The 21,385-nt window shown below is 62.8% G+C and carries 21 protein-coding genes; 5 read left to right on the top strand and 16 right to left on the bottom strand.

Translation table 11 applies throughout. The features are described 5' to 3' along the window. The first annotated feature begins 208 nt into the window (after positions 1–208). Entirely contained in the window at positions 209–1,480 is a 1,272-nt protein-coding gene (locus tag FP2506_RS16235; protein WP_007068680.1) for a urate hydroxylase PuuD, read from the top strand. Continuing rightward, a complete protein-coding gene (gene guaD, locus FP2506_RS16240) occupies positions 1,477–2,883 on the top strand; it encodes a guanine deaminase (RefSeq protein WP_007068681.1) in 1,407 nt (468 codons plus the stop codon). The genes FP2506_RS16235 and guaD overlap by 4 nt, the downstream gene beginning before the upstream one ends. A gap of 17 nt (positions 2,884–2,900) precedes the next feature. Here guaD and FP2506_RS16245 read toward each other — a convergent pair whose 3' ends face one another. The 6 genes from FP2506_RS16245 to FP2506_RS16270 form a co-directional block, all read right to left on the bottom strand. After that, positions 2,901–3,593 carry an Isoquinoline 1-oxidoreductase subunit gene (locus FP2506_RS16245; RefSeq protein ID WP_244404220.1) on the bottom strand — a complete coding sequence of 231 codons (693 nt, stop codon included), beginning with the start codon at positions 3,591–3,593 and terminating at the stop codon, positions 2,901–2,903. An 87-nt stretch (positions 3,594–3,680) separates the two neighbouring features. Next, positions 3,681–5,867, bottom strand: a complete 2,187-nt coding sequence (locus FP2506_RS16250) for a xanthine dehydrogenase family protein molybdopterin-binding subunit (protein WP_007068683.1) — start codon at positions 5,865–5,867, stop codon at positions 3,681–3,683. A gap of 5 nt (positions 5,868–5,872) precedes the next feature. After that, positions 5,873–6,331, bottom strand: coding sequence for a (2Fe-2S)-binding protein (locus FP2506_RS16255; protein ID WP_007068684.1), 459 nt, complete (start codon positions 6,329–6,331; stop codon positions 5,873–5,875). 309 nt (positions 6,332–6,640) lie between these two features. Continuing rightward, positions 6,641–6,826, bottom strand: coding sequence for a CsbD family protein (locus FP2506_RS16260; protein WP_007068685.1), 186 nt, complete (start codon positions 6,824–6,826; stop codon positions 6,641–6,643). Between the two features lie 192 nt (positions 6,827–7,018). Next, a complete protein-coding gene (locus FP2506_RS16265) occupies positions 7,019–8,293 on the bottom strand; it encodes a flagellin N-terminal helical domain-containing protein (protein ID WP_007068686.1) in 1,275 nt (424 codons plus the stop codon). Between the two features lie 294 nt (positions 8,294–8,587). Next, positions 8,588–9,877: a flagellin N-terminal helical domain-containing protein gene (locus FP2506_RS16270; RefSeq protein ID WP_007068687.1), complete on the bottom strand. Its 1,290-nt coding sequence runs from the start codon at positions 9,875–9,877 to the stop codon at positions 8,588–8,590. Between the two features lie 295 nt (positions 9,878–10,172). Here FP2506_RS16270 and ppa point away from each other — a divergent pair, with 295 nt between their 5' ends. After that, positions 10,173–10,709, top strand: a complete 537-nt coding sequence (gene ppa / locus FP2506_RS16275) for an inorganic diphosphatase (RefSeq protein ID WP_007068688.1) — start codon at positions 10,173–10,175, stop codon at positions 10,707–10,709. Positions 10,710–11,124: 415 nt separating this feature from the next. Here the strand turns inward: ppa and FP2506_RS16280 are convergent, their stop codons facing one another. Then, positions 11,125–12,306 (bottom strand): Mrp/NBP35 family ATP-binding protein, encoded by a 1,182-nt coding sequence (locus tag FP2506_RS16280; protein WP_007068689.1) that lies wholly within the window; start codon positions 12,304–12,306, stop codon positions 11,125–11,127. Between the two features lie 217 nt (positions 12,307–12,523). Between FP2506_RS16280 and FP2506_RS16285 the strand changes: the two genes are divergently transcribed. Then, entirely contained in the window at positions 12,524–12,814 is a 291-nt protein-coding gene (locus FP2506_RS16285; protein ID WP_007068691.1) for a DUF3144 domain-containing protein, read from the top strand. Here the strand turns inward: FP2506_RS16285 and FP2506_RS18180 are convergent. Together FP2506_RS18180 and FP2506_RS16295 are read right to left on the bottom strand one after the other, a co-directional pair. Next, entirely contained in the window at positions 12,811–13,581 is a 771-nt protein-coding gene (locus tag FP2506_RS18180; protein WP_007068692.1) for a DUF3306 domain-containing protein, read from the bottom strand. The genes FP2506_RS16285 and FP2506_RS18180 overlap by 4 nt on opposite strands. After that, entirely contained in the window at positions 13,574–14,131 is a 558-nt protein-coding gene (locus tag FP2506_RS16295) for a DUF3305 domain-containing protein (RefSeq protein ID WP_007068693.1), read from the bottom strand. The genes FP2506_RS18180 and FP2506_RS16295 overlap by 8 nt, the downstream gene beginning before the upstream one ends. A gap of 153 nt (positions 14,132–14,284) precedes the next feature. On the opposite strand from FP2506_RS16295, the gene FP2506_RS16300 reads away from it, so the two are divergent. Then, the gene (locus FP2506_RS16300; protein WP_007068694.1) at positions 14,285–16,324 is read left to right on the top strand and encodes a 4Fe-4S binding protein; all 2,040 of its coding nucleotides are present in this window, start codon (positions 14,285–14,287) and stop codon (positions 16,322–16,324) included. A 114-nt stretch (positions 16,325–16,438) separates the two neighbouring features. On the opposite strand, the gene FP2506_RS16305 is transcribed toward FP2506_RS16300, so the two are convergent. From FP2506_RS16305 to FP2506_RS16330, 7 genes are read right to left on the bottom strand one after another with little or no spacing between them, the layout of a single operon-like run. Beyond that, positions 16,439–16,786 (bottom strand): hypothetical protein, encoded by a 348-nt coding sequence (locus FP2506_RS16305; protein ID WP_007068695.1) that lies wholly within the window; start codon positions 16,784–16,786, stop codon positions 16,439–16,441. A gap of 14 nt (positions 16,787–16,800) precedes the next feature. Then, positions 16,801–17,862, bottom strand: a complete 1,062-nt coding sequence (locus tag FP2506_RS16310; protein WP_007068696.1) for a DUF6352 family protein — start codon at positions 17,860–17,862, stop codon at positions 16,801–16,803. Beyond that, positions 17,859–18,620, bottom strand: a complete 762-nt coding sequence (locus FP2506_RS16315; RefSeq protein ID WP_040489205.1) for a biotin/lipoate--protein ligase family protein — start codon at positions 18,618–18,620, stop codon at positions 17,859–17,861. The genes FP2506_RS16310 and FP2506_RS16315 overlap by 4 nt, the downstream gene beginning before the upstream one ends. A 29-nt stretch (positions 18,621–18,649) precedes the next feature. Next, on the bottom strand, positions 18,650–18,841 hold the full coding sequence (locus tag FP2506_RS16320; RefSeq protein WP_007068698.1) for a DUF6494 family protein: 192 nt from the start codon (positions 18,839–18,841) through the stop codon (positions 18,650–18,652). After that, positions 18,838–19,803 carry a S1C family serine protease gene (locus FP2506_RS18185; RefSeq protein WP_007068699.1) on the bottom strand — a complete coding sequence of 322 codons (966 nt, stop codon included), beginning with the start codon at positions 19,801–19,803 and terminating at the stop codon, positions 18,838–18,840. The genes FP2506_RS16320 and FP2506_RS18185 overlap by 4 nt, the downstream gene beginning before the upstream one ends. Then, positions 19,800–19,928: a hypothetical protein gene (locus tag FP2506_RS19395; protein ID WP_007068700.1), complete on the bottom strand. Its 129-nt coding sequence runs from the start codon at positions 19,926–19,928 to the stop codon at positions 19,800–19,802. Before FP2506_RS19395 ends, FP2506_RS18185 begins: the two co-directional genes overlap by 4 nt. A gap of 43 nt (positions 19,929–19,971) precedes the next feature. Then, entirely contained in the window at positions 19,972–21,366 is a 1,395-nt protein-coding gene (locus tag FP2506_RS16330) for a c-type cytochrome (RefSeq protein ID WP_007068701.1), read from the bottom strand. Positions 21,367–21,385: the final 19 nt, after the last annotated feature.

The following is a 21,385-nucleotide window of genomic DNA, read 5'->3' on the forward strand; positions in this document are numbered from 1 at the left end:
CCTCTTGCCCTGTCCCGAGGATCCAGAGGAGGTTGGCTTAGACTGCATAGTCTTCGCATGCGTTGGTCGTCTGGACAGTCGCTAGGACCGCTCGGGTCGACACATCGCGCTGGATCCTCGGGACGGGGCCCGAGGATGACGAATCTCTGACTTTGACGCTCTCTTCCGCAGGGAGCTGACATCGCCGATGCCAACTCCCGAGGGCCGCATGTGGACCTATTTCTCCGAATGGCTGCAATTCGCGGTGCGGTGGGTCCACGTAATCACCGCCATCGCCTGGATCGGCTCGTCCTTCTACTTCATCGCCCTCGATCTCGGTCTTCGGAAGCGTCGCGATCTCGCCGAGGGCGTCGCGGGCGAGGCCTGGCAGGTGCATGGCGGCGGCTTCTACAACATGCAGAAATACCTTATCGCGCCGGCGGAAATGCCGGAGGATCTGACTTGGTTCAAGTGGGAGAGCTACGCCACCTGGCTCTCCGGCGCGGCGCTGCTCTTTCTCGTCTACTATCTCGGGGCCGAACTCTATCTCATCGATCCGCAAAAGGCCGATCTGCCGCTCTGGGGCGCGAGCCTGATCGGCATCGGTGGTCTGGCGCTCGGCTGGCTGGTGTATGACGGGCTCTGCAAGTCGCCCCTGAAGAACGACGACACATGGCTCTTCGTCGCGCTCCTCGTCTACATCGTCGCCTCGGCTTTCCTGTTCGATCAGGTGTTCTCCGGGCGCGGCGCGATGCTCCACACAGGCGCGATGATCGCAACGATCATGACGGCCAACGTCTTCTTCATCATCATCCCGAACCAGACGATCGTGGTGGACGATCTGAAGGCCGGCCGGACGCCGGATCCGGCGCTCGGCAAGGCAGCCAAGCAGCGTTCGCTGCACAACAACTACCTGACGCTGCCGGTCCTCTTCCTCATGCTGTCGAACCACTATCCGCTCGCCTTCGCGACCGAGTGGAACTGGGTAATCGCCGGGCTCGTGCTTCTCATTGGTGCGCTGGTGCGCCACTATTTCAATACCGAACATGCGACGGGCAAGCAGCTCTGGTGGTGCTGGGCCGGGGCAGGGCTTCTCTTTGCCATCGTCATAACGCTCTCCGGTGTGCCCGGCTGGCGGACGTCCGCGCCCGAAGAGGCGCGCATCTTCACCAAGGACCCGCAGGTCGCGCTCGCTGCTTCGCCGCTCCTCAACGAGGCCGAAGCCGTGATTCTGTCTCGCTGTTCCATGTGCCATGCCCGCGAACCGCTCTGGCCGGGCATCGCCCATGCGCCGAAGAACGTCATTTTGGAGACCCGAGACGACATCGTGCATTGGGCGCCACAGATCGAGCGGCAGGCGGTGAGAAGCCTCGCCATGCCACCGGGGAACATCACGGGCATGGAGCCGGAAGAACGGGCAGTGCTGCAGCGCTGGCTGGAGGCGGGCGAGGGGATAAGGCTCGCCACCGCGTCGCCGCCGCTCAAGGTTGTGCCACGATGAAACCGATTGCCTCGCCTGGACGAACCCTCGCCTTGCGCGGCCGTGTTCTGAGCTTCACGGGCGATCCGGCCGAAATCGGGGAGCGGGCGGTTGTCTTCCACTCTGACGGCGTGGTCCTCATTAGAGACGGACTGATCGAGCGGGTGGGTAACGCCCAGCCGATCATCGACTCACTACCGCCGGATATACCGGTCACCAACCACCATCCGCATCTGATCCTGCCGGGCTTCATCGATTCCCACGTGCACCTCCCGCAGACGCAGGTGATCGGCTCCTACGGCGCCGAGTTGATGGAATGGCTGCAGAAATACACCTTTCCCGAAGAGGCGCGCTATTTGAGCCCGCGCATCGCCTCCGACGCCTCGCGCTGGCTGCTCGATACGCTGGCGGCGAACGGCACGACGAGCGCTTCGGTCTTCTGCACCTCGCATCCGGTCAGCGTCGACGCCTTCATGGGCGAAGCCGACCGCCGCGGCCTTCGGATGATCGCCGGCAAGGTGATGATGGATCGGGGCGCCCCCGAAGCTTTGCTCGATACGCCCGAGCGCGGCTACCAGGAGACGAAGGCAGCGATCGAGCGCTGGCATGGAAAGGGCCGGCTGGAGATCGCGATTACGCCCCGTTTCGCGCCGACTTCGACCGAGGCGCAGCTGGCCATGGCGTGTGAGCTGGCGCGGGAGTATCCGGATCTTCCGATCCAGACACATCTTTCGGAGAACCACGCTGAAATCGCCTATGTGGCAGCGCTCTTTCCAAAGGACACGGACTATACCGCAATCTACGAACGCTACGGTCTCCTGCGTAAGCGCGCGCTGTTCGGCCACTGTATCCATTTGACCGAGCGCGAGCGGTGCGCGCTCGCTGCGCACGGAGCTTCGGCGATTTTCTGCCCGACCTCGAATCTCTTCCTCGGATCCGGTCTGTTCGATCGCGATGCGGTGCGGGCCGCTCAGGTGCGGATTGGCATCGCCACCGATATCGGCGGTGGTACGAGCTATTCCATGCTGCGGACCATGGCAGAGGGCTACAAGGTGCTCGCGCTCAAGGGCCAAAAGCTGCCGGCCTTCGAGGCATTCCATATGGCGAGCGCCGGCAATGCGGAGGCGATGGGCATCGGTGAGGCAATCGGCCGCCTCGCGCCGGGTCTCGAAGCCGACGTCATTGCTCTAGACAGCCGCTCCAGCGCTCCGCTCGCCCGCCGCATGGAGCGGGTCGAGACGCTGGAAGAGGAACTCTTCGCCCTGATGACGCTCGGCGACGAACGCGCGACGGTCGCCACCTATTCAGGCGGTCGACTGATCTACGACCGAAACGCGCCGCGCGCCGATCGCTCCGGAAAGGCCCCGCAGAACGAGCCCGGACCTTTCGTTTCAACCCATGGCGTGCGCGGTTCGGACCAGTAGCTGAGCCGTTCTTTGCCTCAGCTTTCCGGGCAGTGAGCACCAGTGGCGGCCCAAGCTTCGTAGAGTTGGCCGAATTGTTCCTGTGTCCCCGGCACCGGCTCGCGGCCTTCACCCGGTTCCCAACCCCAGCCGACCAGGTCGTCTTCGGCCATATGCTCGACGAGTTCTGCGAGGGTTTTCCCGCCGTTGCGGTCCTCGTCTTTGATCTGAACACAGATTTCGGCGAGCGACTTGCCCTCCCACGCCATCTCGATCGGGGCGAGATGCCATTCCGGATTCCCGGGGATGGACTGGATGTCCGGGCTCTGGCCCACGACCTGCGCATTCTCGGGACCATGGCAGGTGTTGCACATCATGCCTGGCACTCCGAAATTGGCCTCGCCCCGTTGAACCGGCGGCTGATGGGGAGCCATCGCCATGTTTTGCAGCGGCGAGTCGCCGGCGGGATGGCAGTTCACGCAGCGTGGATGCTGGAGGACCTTCCCGGTCTCTTCGAAGATTGCGATCGAGCGTTCACGCTCGTCGGCTATCGAATCGAAGTCGGATACTGATTTCAGGCCGCCCTCCGGCTCCGAAGGTGCGATCGGTTGCGACGCCTGACCGGTAGCAGGGTCACGATCCTGCGCGGAGAGCGGAAAGGGCAGAACCAGCGAACCCACTGCGAGGGTGATGACCAAGCCGGCCAGGCTGTTTCGAGAGACGTGTTTCACGGACGGCACTCACTTTGTGCGGGAAGACGGGAGACGGGAAGGCCGGCCGCGCGATCCGCGCGACCGGCTGGAGCGGCTTTCGCGAACTCAGGCGCCGGCCGTCTGCGAAGGAACGATTGGCAGGCTTTCCACGCGCTTTCCCGTGAGCCGGCGCCAGGCATTGGCGACGGCTGGGCCGATCGGCGGTACTCCCGGCTCACCAACGCCGGTCGGTGGTTGACTCGACTCGATGATTTCGACCTCGACCTCCGGCATTTCGGAGATGCGTAGCGAGCGATAGTCGTTGAAGTTCGACTGGACGATCCGACCGCCTTCGCCGAGCGTGATCTCGTCGTAGAGCACGGCGCCCAGACCGTAGCCGATGCCACCCTCCATCTGTGCCCGAATGATGTTCGGATTGACGGCGACGCCGCAGTCCACGGCACACCAGACCTTGTGCACCTTCGGTCCACCATCCTCGGCAATCGAAACCTCGGCGATCTCGGCCACATAGGTCGAGAAGCTCTTGTGCACGGCGACGCCCCAGGCCCGGCCTTCGGGCGGCGAACCGTTCGCGAAGCCGGCCATCTCCGCGACGCGGGAGAGAACACCACGCTCGCGAGAGCCTTTGGGCAGAAGGGCTAGACGGCCTTCCACGGGGTCCTTGCCGCCCTCTTCGAGAAGCTGATCCAGGAACGTCTCGACGGCGAAGGCCGTATGGGTATGACCGACGGATCGCCACCAGAGAATCGGCACCGGCAGGCCCGTGTTGATGGACATCACCCGGCGGTTCGGGATCTGATAGGGGCTGTCGGATGCGCCCTCGACACTGGTCTCGTCGATCTCGCTCTTGTTCATGATCGACTGGCCGACGATAGCCTGATCCCAGGCGACGATATTGCCGTCGCCATCGACGGAACCGCGCAGTTTGTGAACATAGATCGGGCGGTAGAAACCACCGCGGATATCATCCTCGCGGGTCCAGATATGCTTGACGGGACGGTTCATCCCGGAAGCTTTGAACACCGCCGCCGCCTCGCGCATATAAGGCGAGCCGAACTGGGCGCGTCGTCCGAAGGAGCCGCCGGCGAGCTGGGTGTTGACGCGAACATTCTCGGCATCGACCTCGCAAACTTCCGCGATCGCCGCCTTGTCCTGACCGGGAAATTGCGCGCCGTTATAGCAATCGATCGAGCCGTCCTCGCGACGGATGAGGACCGCGTCCAGCGGCTCCATCGGGGCGTGTGCGAGGAAGGGGAAACGCATCGTCGACTCTAGCGTCGTGAAGCCTTCCTGATCGAGATTGGCCGCGACGTCGCCGGAATTTGCCGCTTCCAGCTCGTTCTCGCCGCCGATCTGCGCGATGTAATCCTGGAAGATCGACTCGCTCGACCGGCTTTCGGCTTCTGTCAAATCCCACTGGACCTCGAGAGCCGCCCGCCCTTTGAGCGCCGCGAAGGTCGTATCGGCAAAGACTGCGACGCCCTGCGGTACCTGTTTCACGTCGACGACGCCGGGAACTTCGCGGGCCTTCGTGTCGTCGAAGCTCGCCACCTTCGCGCCGAAATGGTCGGGATGCTTCACGACCGCGATCAGCATGTCGTCGAAAGCGATGTCGAACGTGAAGATAGCGCTGCCGTCGGTCTTCGACGGGGTATCCACCTTTGGTCGGTCTGTTCCGATCAGGACGAAGGCATCGGCATTCTTGAGCGTCGGCTCCGATGGCGCGTCCATCTCGGCCGCCTTGTCTGCAAGGGAACCGAAGTCAGAACTCTTACCGGACGCCTTGTGGCTGATCGTGCCCTTTGAAACGACGATCTCCTCGGCCGGCACCCCCCATTCGTCGGCGGCCGCAGCGACCAGCATGGCCCGGGCCGTCGCGCCGGCTGTGCGCATCTGTTCATAGGCATTGGCGATTGCTGTCGAACCGCCAGTTCCCTGAAGGCCGAAAGCGAGGTTCTTGTAGGTTTCGTCGTCTGCGGGCGCGGCCTCGACGCGGATCTGGCTCCAGTCGGCGTCGAGCTCTTCGGCGACGAGGGTCGCAAGGCCCGTGTAGGGTCCCTGGCCGAACTCGATGTGCTTGGAGAGCACCGTCACCGTCGAATCCGGCGCTACACGCACGAAGGCGTTGAAAGCCTTTGCGGCCTCGTTCTGAACGTCGGCCTGGATCGTCTCATGGTCCTGAGCGAAAGCGCGTGGCGCCAGCGTCATGCCGATGACGAGACCGGCGCCGGTGAGAAAAGCGCGGCGGGTCGGACGGAGGCCACCCGCGGTCCTTGGATCGTGAATACCCATGGTTCTCAGCCCTCCATCGAGTCGGCGGCGTTGTGAATGGCCTGCCGGATTCGCTGATAGGTGGCACACCGGCAGATATTGCCGGCCATTGCCCCGTCGATGTCTGCGTCGTTCGGCTTCGGGTTCATCTGAAGAAGCGAGACGGCGGACATGATCTGGCCTGACTGGCAGTAGCCACATTGCGGCACGTCGATTTCGGTCCAGGCCGCTTGGACCGCCTCCGCCTCACGGCCATCGAGTCCCTCGATCGTCGTGACGCTTGAACCTTCGAGGCTGGAAATAGGCGTAATGCACGAGCGGCGCGTCATGCCGTCGACATGCACGGTACAAGCGCCGCACTGAGCGATGCCACAGCCATATTTGGTGCCCGTCAGCTTTTCCGCATCGCGAATGACCCACAGAAGCGGGGTTTCGGGGTCGCCGTCGAACTGGCGCTGCTCTCCGTTGAGGGTGAAAGAGACCATCGGCCGCTCCTCTTCAATTTCTTGGACGCGCGGGATCCACTACTCAGGGAGACCAGAACCGAACCGTCTGGCGAATATCGCAGTGGCAGTGACCAAGTCGTCCACTTCCCGAGCCGCGAGGGTAGCCCTTTTAGAATGTTTCGCAATAGCGTTGGTGCGCACGCGTTAGGCAAGACGACACGCGATGCCACGGGATTGATGGCATCAAGCTCGCGAATAACCCGCCCTGCGCCCCTGCGAGTTCGATACACACAAAAAAGAGCCGCTCTTTTCGGAGCGGCTCGTCTGTCTTCAAAATTTTATGAGGTTTCAGTGGCGGGTTTGGTCTTCGACCGCGTCCTTCACCTTGCCGTAGTTCTTCTGGGTCTTGCCTTCGGCCTGATCGGCTTTGCCTTCGGCTCGCATCTTCTCGTTTCCGACCGCTGAGCCAACCGACTCCTTGACCTTGCCGCCGGCTTCTTTGATGGCGCCTTTTATTTCGTTCTTGTCGACCATTGTTCTTGATCTCCCATGTTGCGCAACGCGCTTTGAACTCGGAGAAAGAACGTGCCTGGCGGCGAGCTGTTCCGTGAGGGCAGAACTGCCTTAAGGCTACTCTCGGAAAGACATCGTGCAGCGAGACCTGAATGCGAAAAGGCCCGGCATTGCCGGGCCTTTCCAAACTCACGAGCTTCGAAGCTTTCCCGATTAACGGAAGAGCTGGAGAAGCGTCTGCGTCGAGTTATTGGCGATGGAGAGCGCCTGGACACCGAGCTGCTGCTGCGTCTGCAGGGCCTTCAGCTTGGTGGACTCTTCCGTCATGTCTGCGTCGACGAGGGTACCGATACCCTTCTCGAACGTATCCATCAGGTTGTTCACGAAGCTTGTCTGGATGTCGATGCGGTTCTTCACGGAACCGAGCGTCGACGCTGCTGCAGTCACCTTGCTGATGGCCGAGTCAACGATGTTGATGTAGGCTTTGATGTCTACGGTCTTAACGGTCGACTTGGTGATGTCCATTTCGCTGACGCCGATCGAGTCACTGCTACCGGCAGCGAAGGCAACGGTAGAGGTCGTGCCAGTCGAATTGCTCGTCACCACACCCGTCGTCGCGTTCACCGAAACGCCGGTCACATTGGCGAAATCAACTGCCTTCGCGAACACCTTGGCGTAGTTCGCCGAAGAGACCACTCCGTCCGTGGTTCCAAGCGCGTCGTCGATGATGCCTTTCGTGATCAGCACCTTCTGCGCGGTCCCGCCGTCAACGGCCAGCGTGAAACTGATCATGTCGTCGGAATCAAGGGTGAAAGCTGCCGTCGGTGCCGCAGGGGTGTAGGTGCCAGAGGTAGCCGGCGGACCAGCGGTACCAGCTGCAGACGTACCCGCACCAAGCGTCACGGCGGTCATGTTGACCTTGCCGCTGTCGATGATGCCCGACTTCGTGCCAGAAGCGTCGAAGAGCGCGAATGAAGACGTATCGACGCGGATCGAGCCGACACTGAGCGAACCACCGGCGGAGCGCGAGAAGCTCGAGATCATGTCCTTCGAGGATGTGTAGCTCGCAGCGCTCGAATCGATCGAGAGCCAGTTCTGTCCCGAGAAGGATGCGGAAGACGCAATGCTCTTCAGCTGGTTCTGAAGCTGGGTGATCTCGTCTTGAACTTTCGTGCGGTCAACGCCGTCCTGGGTCGCGGTCGTAAGTTTCGCCTTGATCTCGTCAAGGACGTCTTTGGACGCCGAGAGTGCTTCGTAAGCGGTGTCGACCGTCGAAGCGCCAATTCCCAACGAGTCGGCGACGCTCGACATCGCCTTGACGTCGGAGCGCATCGTGGTGGCGATCGACCAGTAGGCAGCGTTGTCGCTGGCCTGACCGACACGATAGCCCGTCGAGATGCGGTTCTGTGTGTCGTCCATCATCGAGTTGGTGGACTGCAGCGTCTGAAGGGCCGTCATTGCTGCGACGTTGGTATTGATGCTGGTCATTTCAAAGTCCCATTACGAGATACATTTGGGGGACAGCCCGGATCGTCCGGAATGGCAGGGCGGCATCATGCCTACGAACCGTATTGGTCCGTCCCGCCATGCCCTCACCATGTCGTCGCCGGCTTTCCAGCCTCTTAATGCGAGCTTCGCACAAGCTTGGATTCGAGCCTCCGCCGTGGTCGGAGTTCTTTCGTGGTTAACGGGGCGTGAAACGTGCGGCCGCTCTCAAACTGAAAAAGCCGCCCTCGAATTGAGGGCGGCTCTTTGATTTTGAAGGATTGCTCGTGGGCGAACTTAGTTCTGGAAGAGCTGTAGAATCGACTGCGAAGAGTTGTTTGCGATCGAGAGCGCCTGGACACCCAGCTGTTGCTGGGTCTGCAGTGCCCTCATCTTCGTCGACTCCTCAGTCATGTCCGCGTCGACGAGCGTGCCGATCCCCCGATCGATGGTGTCCATCAGGTTGGAGACGAAGGTCATCTGCATGTCGATCCGGTTCTTTGCAGAACCGAGGGTCGACGCCGCGGCCGTGACCTTGCGGAGCGCCGCATCTGCTATGTTGATGTAGGCCTTGATATCGTTGGAAGTCAGGCCCGCCTTCGTCACATCCATTTCGCTGACGCCAACGGAGTCCGTGTTGATCGTCGTGGTTCCTGTGCCGAGTATGACGGCCGAAGCTGTTCCCGTGGAATTGCTTACGATCGCTCCGGTCGTGGTGTTGATCGTGACGCCTTGGACACCCGAAGAGACCGCGGCGTTCGCAAGGACCCTCGCGTAATTCGCAGCCGTTATGACGCCGTCGGTCGTGCCAAGGGCCGAGTCCACGTTGGCTTTGGTGATGACGACCTTCTGGTCGGCGCCGCCGTCCACGCGCAAGTTGACCGTCCAGATATCGTCGGCATCCATTGTTTCAGTCGCGGATAGCGCGCCGACATAGCTTCCTGAAGTCGGCGGAGGACCTGCGGTGCCGGCTGCGGCGGTACCTGCAGCGGCCGTTATCGTGCCGGCGCCGGTGTTGCGTCCGCTGTCGATGATGCCGGCCTTGCCGGTTCCGGAGTCGAAGAGGGTGAAGGCAGAGATATCGAGCTTGATGCTCGAAAGCGAAAGTGCACCGCTGGAGCTCCGAGAAAAGCTCGCGATGATGTCTTTACTAGAAGTATATCCGGCGACGCTGCTGTCGACCGAGAGCCAGTTCTGCCCAGAGAAGGAGGCCGATGCGGCGATGCTCCTCAGCTGGTTCTGCAACTGACTGATCTCGTCTTGTACTTTGGATCGGTCGACCCCGTCCTGCGCTGCCGTCGTGAGCTTCGCCTTGATCTCGTCGAGTACGTCTTTCGCGGAATCCATCGCACTGTAGGCCGTATCGACCACGGCTGCGCCGATCCCCAGGGAGTCCTTGACGGCTGACATGGCCTTGTTGTCAGAGCGCATCGTCGTCGCAATCGACCAATAGGCGGCGTTGTCCCGCGCCTCCGAGACCCGAAGGCCGGTCGAAACGCGATCCTGCGTCGCTTCGAGCATCGAGTTGGTGTTCTGCAGTGTCTGCAGCGCCGTCATCGCGGCGACATTGGTGAGAAGACTCGTCATTACGCGCTTTACCTTTTCGTTGGCGAGCGCCCCTCATGGGCAAATGCGGTTGCGAGCGCTGCGTCATGCAAGGCTTGTGTGAAGCTGAGAGTAGTTCGTTAGGGTTAACGACGAATGAAGCATGACCCTGCGTCGCGCGAGCTGCCGAATTTTTTCTTCGCAGCTCGTACGCTACCGACGGGGAGGCGGCCAATTCGAACCGATTGACTTCGGGACCACGGCCTATAATACCGCTGCGACACCGATGCCGTTGCCAGTTGCGGCGGCCCAATCAAGACCTGACTGAGGACAGTCCATGCGCGTCGAAGCGATCTCCCGAGGCAAGAATCCGCCAGACGAAATCAACGTGATCATCGAAGTGCCGATGGGCGGCGAACCGGTGAAGTACGAACTCGACAAGGAGTCCGGCGCGCTCTTCGTCGACCGCATTCTTTTCACGCCGATGCGCTATCCGGGCAATTACGGCTTCGTGCCGCATACATTGTCCGACGACGGCGACCCGATCGACGTTCTCGTCCTTAATGACCGCCCCTTCGTGCCGGGCTGCGTCCTGCCCTGCCGGCCGATCGGCGTTCTCGTGATGGAAGATGATGCCGGCCAGGACGAGAAGGTTGTCGCCGTTCCTACGTCGAAGATGACGCGGCAGTACGAGAACGTGAAGACTGCGACCGACATGCCGGAGATCCTCCTGAAGCAGGTCGAACACTTCTTCGAGCACTACAAGGATCTCGAGCCCGGCAAATGGGTGAAGATCCACAATTGGGGCGACGTCGAGCATGCCCGCAAGATGATCCGCGACGCGGTCGAGCGTTACGACAACGACAAGAAGTAGATCCTATCTGACCGACATAGAGAGAGCCGCCCGCGTTTCACGATCGCAAGCCGGCTCTTAATTGCGAAGCCGTAAATCCACCGCCGCAAGCGGCTTCGAGTCGCGCGTCAAGGTAGCGTGGCGTCTGCCGGAATCGGTGCCGGAATGTCGTCCTCGCTGTGCAAACGGTAGATCTGCCTTTCGCCGGCCTGCCGAAGAGCATGGAATTGGCGGTGAAAGCGCCTGTCGCTCGCGTTCTGAGACTCACCTTGGGCCTCGGAACTGTTGGAAAGTGGGTTCGGCTTCGCCGAAACTTACCAGCCGGTCAAGCAACCGGAACGGAACGCGTCGGCTCCGGTCCCTTCGCAACAAACGTCTCCGGAGTAGCCTGTTCTCTTAGCCAGACAGTACCGAGACGATCGCCCGAAGGTTCTGACTACTCGAACACGATCGACGGGCCACTCATCATGCCGCGCTCATCCTCGACACGCTGCCAGACCGTCGAGGCGATGTCGCGGTAGATGGCGGCATGTGAGCCGCCTGCATCGGCTACGACCACCGGCGTGCCTCCATCAGACGTCTCGCGGATGCGGATATCGAGCGGGATCTCGCCGAGGAACGGCACGCCGATCCGTTCGGCCTCGCGCTTCGCCCCGCCATGGCCGAAGATGTCGTGCCGGCCACCGCAGTCGGGGCAGAGGAAATAGCTCATATTCTCGACGATCCCGAGGATCGGCACATCCACCTTGCGGAACATCGCAAGGCCCTTGCGGGCGTCGATCAGTGCCAGATCCTGCGGCGTCGAGACGATCACCGCGCCGGCGAGCGGCACGTTCTGCGCCATGGTGAGTTGGGCATCGCCCGTGCCTGGCGGCATGTCGACGACGAGAACGTCGAGTTCGCCCCATTCCACCTCGCGCAGCATCTGGGTGATGGCCGAAATGACCATCGGCCCGCGCCAGATCATCGGCGTTTCCTCGTCGACGAGGAATCCCATGGACATGACCTTCAGGTCATAGGCCTCCATCGGCCGGATGATACGCCCCGAGACCGGCTGCGGCCGCCCGGAGATGTGCAAGAGGCGCGGCATGGAGGGGCCGTAGATGTCGGCGTCGAGGATACCGACCCTTTGTCCGTTGGCGGCAAGGCCAAGCGCCAGGTTGACCGACGTCGTCGACTTGCCGACGCCGCCTTTTCCCGACGCGACAGCGATGATCGCGCCGATGCCGGGCACCTCGGCCTTTTCCGGCGCGGGCGTCGCAGCTTGCGCGCGGTTTGCCATGGGCGGAGGCACGGCGGACGCCTGATCACGTGTCGGCGCGGGACGGACGGGCTGGGCGGGCGTGTTCGCGCTTGCCGAGCCCGAACCCTTGGCCTCGGCGGTCAGCGCCACGACAGCCTTTTCGACCCCTTCGACGCTCATCGCCGCCTTTTCCGCCGCGACACGCAGGGGCTCCAGTTCCTCCGCGCGGTCGCCCGGAACCGTCAGCGAGAAGAAGACCTTGCCGTCATTTGCGAAGATCTCCGAGACGAGCCCCAGATCGACGATATTGCTCGTCAGGTCGGGCCCCTTCACACGGCGCAGCTGCTGGCGGATGGTTTCCTTGTCGATGGCCAATCTTTTCAGTCTCGCTAGTCGGTGCGGGCGCGCCGCAGCGCTAAAGAAGGCGGCGGCGAGTCCTGCTGGGTGCATCGGCGCATCACGGCCTTGCCGCTGTCACCTCGGTCGTTTCGTCTGATAAGGCATAGAGCGACCCGACGCCAATGGTCCCGCGGCCCCGAATCGTGCCGAAGTCGGCGAAAGCCACCCGGCCGCAATTGGAAGGAACCGATCAATGTCATCACGCCCGAACGGCGATCGAGGCCCGGAGACCCTCGCGCCGAAACCGATATCCGGCGAAAACTTCGTCCGGCTGGCGGACCGCTTCATCGACGTCGCCAACCGGGCCAACAAGAAGCAGGCGGCCACGGACATCCACATGGCCTTTCTCTACGGCGCGGCTCGCTACAACGCATTCGTCGCCCGTAATATCCGCGAAATTGCCGACGACGAGGCCTTCGTCGAGGAGATGGCCGGCATCTACAAGGAGATGCTGCGCAATCATCTCGCCGATCCGGACGTCTAGCCCTCCAGCCGGCGGCGCAGGGAGACGCGTCTGCGCACCGATGCCTCACCTTCGCCGGGTTGTGGCGCCGTTGCGTCTTCGTCGATGAGTTGGCTCACCTCGGTAGCCGATTCTTCGTCGGGTTCGGCAATATTGGCCTCGGCGGTTCTCGGATCGTCTCCCACCGGGAGCGCGTCGGACGACGCGCCTTCGCTGACTACGGCGTCGGTGTCGAGGGCTGTCGGTTCTACCGATCCGGCCTCGGCGACCGCTGCCTCCTCCTCCGAAACTCCTACCGCGTCGTGCGCCTCGTCTTCCTCGACCTTGAGCCGTCCCGTCAGGCGCTGCGCCTTCTGCTCGGCTTCGGTAAGAAAGCCGCGTCCAGCCTGCCAGATTGACTTGTAGACGTTGTGCGCGGGATTGCGAAAGTCCTGGTCGTAGTCGTTCAGACCGTCGAGATTGGCGAAGACCGGATTGGTCGTCCACAGCTTGCGCATTGCCTGCCGCTTCAGAAGATGCGGTACGCCCTTCTTGAAGAAGGCCGAGAAATCGTCGCCGTTGCCGAGGGCATCGAGATCGATCGCTTCGGCCTCCAACCGATTGCGCTCCATCTCGGCGAGGTCCTCGGCCTCCTTCGCAACATGTTCATCTGCTGCCGCCAAGTCGGCCGGATCGTCCCTCGGCTCGTCCTCAGGGCAAACCTTCGGTGCGGCCTCTTCCTCCGCAACGGCGCGCTTGCGGCGCGACCAGCGTGAAAGGAAACCGTCCTCGGCATCCCGCTCAGCCACTGGAAGGGCCCTCGCCACTCGAGCCCGGTCGCTCGAAGATCGGCTCCTTGCCGAACTTGTGCTCTTCCACATCCACCTTGTCGCGGCGGCGCTTCTTGAAGACCTCTTCCGTATGGTGGCGGTTACAGAATTCCTTCAGGGCGCTTTCGATCTCCGGCGGCATTGCGACGCGCTCGACGATGTCCTCGCCGCTGTCGTCGAGATCCTGCGCCAAATATGGCGAGGCGGTCACCACGTGGACGAACCAGGGTAGCGGATGATCGGGGTTCGTCGTACGGCGCAGCGCCACGAACAGCGCCGGCGTCGACGCGTTGAAATTGTGGACATAGGCTTCGGTCTCGGTCGCATGGACGGTGAGATCGTGGACGCCCATGAAATAGCGCGTGCGCTTCTCGTCGCGCATGATCTCGTGGCCGATCGCAAATCCATCGGATGGGGGCATCACGCCCACCGGCAGCCAGATTTCCTTGACCCAGCGTGATACCGGGCGGCGCTTCTCGGCGAGAACGCCGAGCCTGATCGTCAGTTCGCGGGACACTTCGGCCCTCATTTCTTTCGCTACGGCATCCGAACGTATTGGGCGGACACCATTTTTTCCTCTCCATTTCTAGGTTAAATCCGTTCTAAAGTCAGCCACGACCTTTCCGTTTGTCGTATCAGACCGGTCTAGTGGCTCCCAGAAGCATCAAGGGACATTCGTCATATGGCATCGACCGCCCGCCGGGTTCTCGTCTGCAACTGCGAAAAGTCGATGAGCGTCGACGGCGCCGCCATCGGGCGAGCGCTGGGCGGCGAAGCCTTGCCTGTCCACACGCATCTCTGCCGCTCCGGCATCGCCGCCTTCGAGACCGCGCTCGCCTCGGGCGACGAACTGATTGTCGCATGCACGCAGGAAAGCCCGCTCTTTGCCGAGATCGCCGAGGAGCAGGAGCGCAGCGTCGCCCGCTTCTTCAATATTCGCGAGGCTGCCGGTTGGACTGCCGACGGGCGCAGTGTCGCGCCAAAGATGGCTGCTCTTGCAGCTGTGGCCGCAGTCGAAGGCAAGCCCGCGCGGCTCAGAACCTTTGAAAGCGATGGCCTCTGCCTTCTCGTCGGCAAGGGGCAGGCCGCGCTCGACGCGGCGCAACTCCTCAACCGCGATCTGTCAGTGACGCTCCTCCTGGCCGATGCGGACGACGTCATCCTGCCGGAAATGCTCGACTTCCCGATCTTCAAGGGCAAAGTCACGGCTGCGAACGGCACGCTGGGTCGCTTCGAGGTCACCGTCGACGACTATGCCGCGATGCTTCCGTCCTCGCGTGGGGCACCTCAATTTGCCATGCCGCGCAACGGCGCGAAGTCTACCTGCAGCGTCATCGTCGACATCAGCGGCGAGATTCCGCTCTTTGCGCGCCCAGAAGGCCGCGACGGCTATGTGCGCGCCGACCCGCGTGATCCGGCGGCCGTCATGCGTGCGATTTTCGAGGCGAGCGCCTTCGAGGGCGAATTCGAAAAGCCGATCTATGTCACCTACGATGCTTCGATCTGCGCTCATGAACGCTCGCGGAAGACTGGCTGCACCAAATGCATAGATGTCTGCCCGCCGGGTGCCATCACGCCGGCCGGCGACGAGGTGCTGATCGACACCGCGATCTGTGGCGGCTGCGGCAATTGCGCGGCTCACTGCCCCACCGGTGCTGTTTCCTACACCTACCCGCAGCGCTCTCAGATCGTCGAACAGGTGCAGACGCTGGCGTCCACATTTCTCGGCGAAGGCGGCACCGAGCCGGTGCTTCTCGTCCACGACGAGCGCCACGGCAAGGAGATGATCAACGCCATGGCGCGGCTAGGCCGCGGCCTGCCCGTCAACGTCCTGCCGCTCCCGCAGCATTCCACCACCGGCGTCGGGCACGACCTGATGGTCGCGGCGCTCGGTGCCGGTTTCCGCTCGATCGTGATTCTGGTCGATCCGCGCCGAAGCGACGAGACGGTCGCGATGCGCGAGGAGATTGCGCTCGTCGACGCTCTTCTGTCAGGCTTGGGCCATGCAGCGGGGCGCGTAGCGATCATCGAGGAGCGCGATCCCGATGCGGTAGAGGGAATTCTCTACGATAAGCTGATGGCACCTGAGATTGCCCGCGGCACCATCTCCGCCCGCGGCTCGAAGCGGGACGTCGCGCGCACAGGAATCCAGCAGCTCGCGGACGCCGGCACGCCGAAAGGAGAGCTGATCGCGCTGCCCGCGAGTGCCCCTTATGGCACGATCCATGTGGACAAGAACGCCTGCACGCTGTGCATGGCCTGCGTTTCCGCCTGCCCGGTGGACGCGCTGCGGGCCAATCCGGACAAGCCGCAGTTGCGCTTCGTTGAGTCGGCTTGCGTTCAGTGCGGCATCTGTTCGGCCACGTGCCCGGAAAATGCGATCACGCTGGAAGCCCGATACAACGTGTCGCCTGAGGTGATACGCCCGGTCACGCTCAACGAGGACGAGCCTGCCGAGTGCATTCGCTGCGGCACGCCCTTCGTGGCGCGCGGCATGCTGGAGCGCGTGTCGAAGACGCTCGCCGGCAAACACTGGATGTTCCAGACGGAAGAGCGCAAACAACTCCTGCGCATGTGCGACAGTTGCCGGCTGGAAGCGCTGTCCGCCGACGGCGGCGATCCCTTCGCCATCGCGCATCGATCACGCCCCCGAACGACCGAGGATTACATCAACGCAGAGAAGAAGGGTCTGACGGTCGAGGACTTCTTCTCGGACGACTGAGGCACAGCGGCGTCTATTGTTTCAGTTTAATTCCGGCGTCCCAGTGAAACCAGAGCGAAGGGACGCTTCGATCTCGCCGATGGAAAAAAGGTCAAGCGTTCGACCTGATTCGCTTTACTCCTGAAGCCCCTGATTGCGAGTCCTGTCGCCCAGGCTTCCCTGTTCGCCGCGTGCCGCGCAGGTCGCTTCGATGTCTTTACGGGCTGCCTCGCCGGCTTCGGCCGTCATCAACTCCTGCTCAACGAGCTGGTCGATATTTGCCGACCGGTTCGCAATGCACGTCTGTATGTCGCTCGAAGTCGTATAGGCCTGGAGGTCCTCCGCCCGCTCAGGCACCGTCTCGACCCAAGGCTCGGTGTTCAGCCAGACGAAGGCCGCGATCAGCGCCAGCACGAGGGCCAATACGATGGCGACGAGACGCATCAGCCCCGAATTGACGAATTTATGTGGCGTCGCGGCCATGGGCTCCTCCCGGTTTAGTTCTTGAAGGCTATCAGAGGCAGATTGGTCAGAAGATTCTGCGGTTTGCAACGCACCAGATGATCTGGCGTCATTGCGAGACCGAGATAAACCGGCTTGCCACGCATCGTGTCGACGACGCGTGTCTGATCGAGGATCTCCATGCGGAAGAGGGCCACGAATCGGGCGTTTGCGCCTTCGTCGATGCTCTCTCCGTTATAGAGCGCGTTGAGGAGCTGGTTGGCCACCGCGTCGAGCCCGATATGCCACGACCATCGGCTGTCGGCGATGGACTGCATCGCCTGAACCCGCACAGGCAGCTCAAAGAAGTGCTTCACCCATCGCTCTATGATCCTCGCGAAGGCGTCCTGCCCAGGTTGGGTGAAGCGGAAGTCGAGTGCGAAGTTGAAATGATCGGCGCGCAGGAGATAGCCCTTGGCGTTCTCCTCGCTCATAATGTCGAGCGTGACATCGCGCATCGGCGTTCCGGCTTCGGCGAGCAAAGACCCAAGCCCGCCCATGCCGCGCGATTGCGAATACATCTCCACCACCTCGGCATCGGCGAGAGTGAGCTGTCCGTTCTCCGTCGTCACCTTCTGGTCGCGGAAGAAGACCTCGCTTGCCCGCAGCACGAAGGGATCGGCCTCGCCGGTCATGAGCGAGGAGAGGATGACGTGGACGAGTTGCTCGTAGAACACAGGCGGCACGCGTGGCGCCCCATCCTGGAAGAGGCCCAAATAGCCGGACTCCAGCGAGCCGGCCGCCAGAAGATGATCGCGATAGGCGAGGAGCATGCGGTAGTTGTCGGCGGTATCGGCATCGGAGATCGCGTCGATCTCCGCGTCGCTGATTGGTGCCGTGGGCGTTTCCATGAGCTTTTCGAACAGCTGGTGCTCGGCCGCGCAGCTCTCCTCGATCGGATGGATTTCCGGCCGGGTGTAGTAAGCCCGCAGGAAGTCCGGCGAGACAGCGAGGGTGCCGTTCTCCAGCTTGTGGGTCAGATGGAGGCCGGCGGATTTCCAGATCGGCGCGCGGCGTGCCGGCTGTTCGCTCGGCGCGGTCTTCGAGGTTGCGCTCATCGATCCACCATCGCTTTCGCTGCCAACAGGGAGACGAGCCGGGTTTCGCCGCCGGTCTTCAGGAGGAGGCCGCCGTCTTCGTCGAGGCCGACGACGTCGCCCTTCACCGAACCCTCGTCGAGATCGAGCGAGATGTCGCGGTCTTCGTCGGCCCGCTTCCACCACGCGTCATGCACGGGGCGGAACCCGTCGTGCAGCCAGCCGTCGATCCCGGCCAGAAAATGCCGCGCGACCGATTCGATCAGCATGGTGCGATCGAGATCGCCGCAACCTTCCTCGTAGAGCGCCGTCGTCCTGAGATCCTCCCCCGGCTCGCGCCATCCGCATTCGGCCGGATCGAGCAGCAGTTCGAAGCCGACCACGATGCGATCGGGCACATCGTCTGCCTCCCAATCCGGGAGGGCTGCAAAGGATACATGCCCGGTCGCCGCCCCGTTCGCCATGATCGTGCCCGGCCACCTGAACATCAAAGCCAGATTGGGTGGGCCGATCGCCCCCAGTGCATCGCCGACCGCGACCATCATGACAGGCACCATCTGGATGGCGCGGGCGAGCATAACTTCTGGCTCGAGCACGATCGCGGCAGCCGCGTGTGTCGTCGACCGGCTCCAGACGAGATCGCCGGCCGAAAGCGTACCTGCCGTTGCACCTGCGCAGGCTTGCACGAACGGATCATCTCCCGCTGCTACCGCCTGGCCGTCGAGCGCCGGCGGAAACTGCGGATCGGCCATCGTCAGCGCTGGCTTGGAGCCGCTCATTTCAAGGCTCGGGGTCGGCGCGGGCAGGGTCACGGAAGCTGAATTTCACCCTCGACGACATGGTTGAGATCGGCGTTCTCGGCCGTCAGCGCGACGCGCACCTTAAGCGGGCCCTTCTCTATGGAACCGGTTCGGACCAGTTCTTCGATTTCACGCTGGGAGGTGACACCGACCTCCTTGAGGAACTTGCGCAGCGACATGTTGAAAGCTTCTTCGCTCATGGCGTTTCCCTTTTCTGCGTAGTGACAGTGAAATTGAGCCGCGCCCCGTCCCTTTCCACTCGGTAGGATGTCTCGGCCCGATCGGCAAAGAGTGCGAGAGCGGTGAGGTAGTCCGGCTGGCCCGCAATCTCAAGCGCCTCGATCGAGATCAGCCGGTCGCCGGTCGTAAGCCCTGACGCAGCTTCCGGCGAACCCGGCACGATGCGGACGATTTCGGCATGCGGCGTACCGGTCTCGCCTGGCCCAACCGTCGGACGCAACAACAGTCCCTGTGGCCCCCGGTCGATCTGCCCGTCGCGCATATCCTCGACAACGGCCTTCAGGAGACGCGCCGAGACGGCGAAGTTCACTCCGAGATTGCCGTCGGACGTCTTCGTGAAAATCGCGCTCGCCATGCCCACCACGCCCACGTCGCCCGCGAAAAGCGGCGCGCCCGACATGCCGGGATTGATCGCAGCGTCGGTCTGGACGAAGTCCTCGACTCGGTTGAAGCCGACACCCCGCCGTTCGACCGCCGAGACCACGCCGCAGGTAAGGCTCGGCCCGAGACCGAAGGCGTTGCCAATGACGCAGATGTCGGCGCCGGGCTTGGCATCCGGTCCCCATTCAAGGGCGGGGAGGGGTTCGGCGATACTGAGAGTGGCCATGTCCGTCTCCGGATCGCGCACCGCGATCTCGGCGGCAATCATTGTTCCGTCGGCGAGACGAAGACGAACCGAATTGGCGCGTCCGAGCACATGATCGGCCGTCAGGAGCCGCCGCCCGTCTCCGATCGCGAAAGCCGTGCCCTCCGGCTCTTCCTGATTGATCTCGCCAGGCGGAAGATCGGGCAGGACCGCGACGATGGATGGGCCGACGCGATCCGTCAGGCCGCTTCGCCAGTCTTGGGCTGAGGAAGGAACGACCAGAACCCCGAAGCACAAAGCAACGACGGCGCTGCGAGCCGCCGCCCGGAAAGTCATTGCAGGCGCACGTTGTCCGTCGTGTAGGCCTGCTGAGCGGAGATCTGCAGTTCGCCGTTCAAGAGAAAGCCGGCGCCAAGCGCCACCCCCAGCATGATCACGGCGCTGAGCAAGAACGCATACATCTCTCTTCATCTCCTCAGCGGCGCCGGCGCGCCGCTCGTTGCATTAGTTCATGTCGCCGACCGGGGCCGTCGCCCGGGCGAGATAGTCGACGAGCGCATCCCGGCGCTCCACGCTCTTGAGGCGCTGGATCGGCATCTTCGTGCCGGGCGTCATGACGTCCGGACCATCGTCGAAGAGCCGACCGACCGTCTCTGCAGTCCAGATTATATCGGAATTCTTCAGGGCTTCCGAGTAGGCATAGCCATCGACCGTCCCTGCCTTGCGCCCGAACAGACCGTAGAGCGTCGGCCCGGCCCGGTTCGCGTCGTCGGGTGTGAGCGTGTGGCAGACCGAGCATTTGCGCAGAAATTCGCGCTCACCCGGATCCTCGACATCATAGGCTTGGAACCGGCGAGGATACACCGATGGCGTCTGTTGGAACGGCTTCGTCGGCGACACCTGCCACCGAATGGCGAAATCGTCGAGCCCAGCGCGATAGAGCTGGTCGCCTTCCGGCGTGAAGGACAGGCCCCAAACGGGCCCGTAGAGATCGCCATAGCTTTCGATCTCCGCGCCTGTCTCGATGTCGAATACCGCGATCTCGCCATTGGCCGTGCCGAGGGCAAAGGTGCTGGCGCGCGGCGACGTCGCGAGCGCAAGGACGGGGTGGTCTCCATCCTTCAGGATAGCCGTGTCGCCGGTTTCCAGATCTGCGACGCCGGCATCGCCGTCGATCGTTCCGAAGGCGAGTAGCGAGCCGCCGGGCAGGGTGGCGAGAACGTTCACGCCCCATCCGGCCGCGTGAAGAAGCCGCGAGGACCCGGAAATGCGCCCGTCCGCTATCGGCCACACAAGGATGCGGCCGTCATAGGCGGCGGTGTAAAGCGTGCGGCCGTCCTGCGAGAACGCCACGGCGTTGACGTTGCCGTCGTGGCCCGAAAGCGTATCGACCTCTTTGCCCTTAACGAGGTCGAACAGCCTTGCGGTGCCGTCCCAGCGGGCAACCGCGGCAAGCTTGCCGTCGAGGCTGACGGCGACGTCGAGCGCCTTTTCGCCTGTATCCTCAATGAGCTCGATAAGGGCACCTCTGTCGAGATCCCAGATCGCCACGGCCCCGTCATCGCCGACGGAGACCGCCTTGTTCGTACCTGGTATGAAGGTGGCGTCGTTGACGGCCGCCTTATGGCCTTCGAGACGATGAAGGATGCGGCCATCCTCGCGGTCCAGCGCCCATAGAATCACGGAGTAGTCGAAAGAAGCCGTCAGCGCCCGCTTTCCGTCTTCGGACAGGACCACGGATTTGATCGGGCCGCCATGGCCTGCGAGGCGGTCAGGCCATCCCTGCTCGGCCTTCTCGGCTTGCACTGCGGGCACGGCACTGCTCTGGGCACGGACACTTATAACGCCCGAACCGAGGCACGCGACAAGCACCAGTCCCATGGCCATCTGGCGAAACATGGCGGTCCGCCTGTCGCGT

Source organism: Fulvimarina pelagi HTCC2506 (assembly GCF_000153705.1).
Taxonomy (GTDB): Bacteria; Pseudomonadota; Alphaproteobacteria; order Rhizobiales; family Rhizobiaceae; genus Fulvimarina; species Fulvimarina pelagi.